This is a genomic window from Streptomyces sparsus (assembly GCF_054776295.1).
Window position 1 is genome coordinate 1 of record NZ_BAAHCA010001657.1, and the last position, 599, is coordinate 599.

Below are 599 nucleotides of genomic sequence, written 5' to 3' on the forward strand. Positions count from 1 at the left end.
CGCCGAGCGCGGCGATGCGCCGGGCCCGGTACTCGGCCACCGTGGCGCGGGTCGCCTGCTCGACACCGTCGGCGGTGAAGTACATGCGGTGGGCGTCGTCGGCGCCGAACTTGGCCACCGCGCGCTGCCGCAACCGGGCCTGGCCCAGTGCCGCCGACACCAGCTCCGGCGGGTGGTCCCGGCGGAGCCGGGTGGCGACGGCCAGCTCGTGGGCCGGATCGTAGTCGCGCAACCGCTCCAGCAGGTGCCGGCCCTCGTCGGTCAGCAGCGCCTCGAAGGCGGCGACGGCCTCCGCTGACGTGTCGGGTGTGTCGGGCGTCTCGGGTGATTCGGGTGCGGCCACACGAGCCATTTTCCCTCTCCGCCCGGAACGCCGACGCCGAGGGCGGTGGTCCGGATGACAGCATCCGGCACTATGTCGCTAATCACACAAATCAGACAATCTGTGCGGAGGGTTCGCGGTCGGCGGTACCTGAGACGGGCCTGCGGCGCCTCCGTGGTCGCGCTGCTCGCGGTCTCCTGTGCGGCCACCGGCGGGCCGCAGGCCGGGCAGGCCCCGCCCCGACTGGACGAGCCGCTGGCCGGTGAGCTGCCCGGCG

General features: G+C 74.0%; 1 pseudogene. It reads right to left on the minus strand.

Going from position 1 to position 599, the window contains the following annotated elements:
• Positions 1-352, minus strand: a pseudogene (locus tag ACYVE9_RS30150) (SAM-dependent methyltransferase); the annotation flags it as partial.
• Positions 353-599 lie beyond the last annotated feature (247 nt).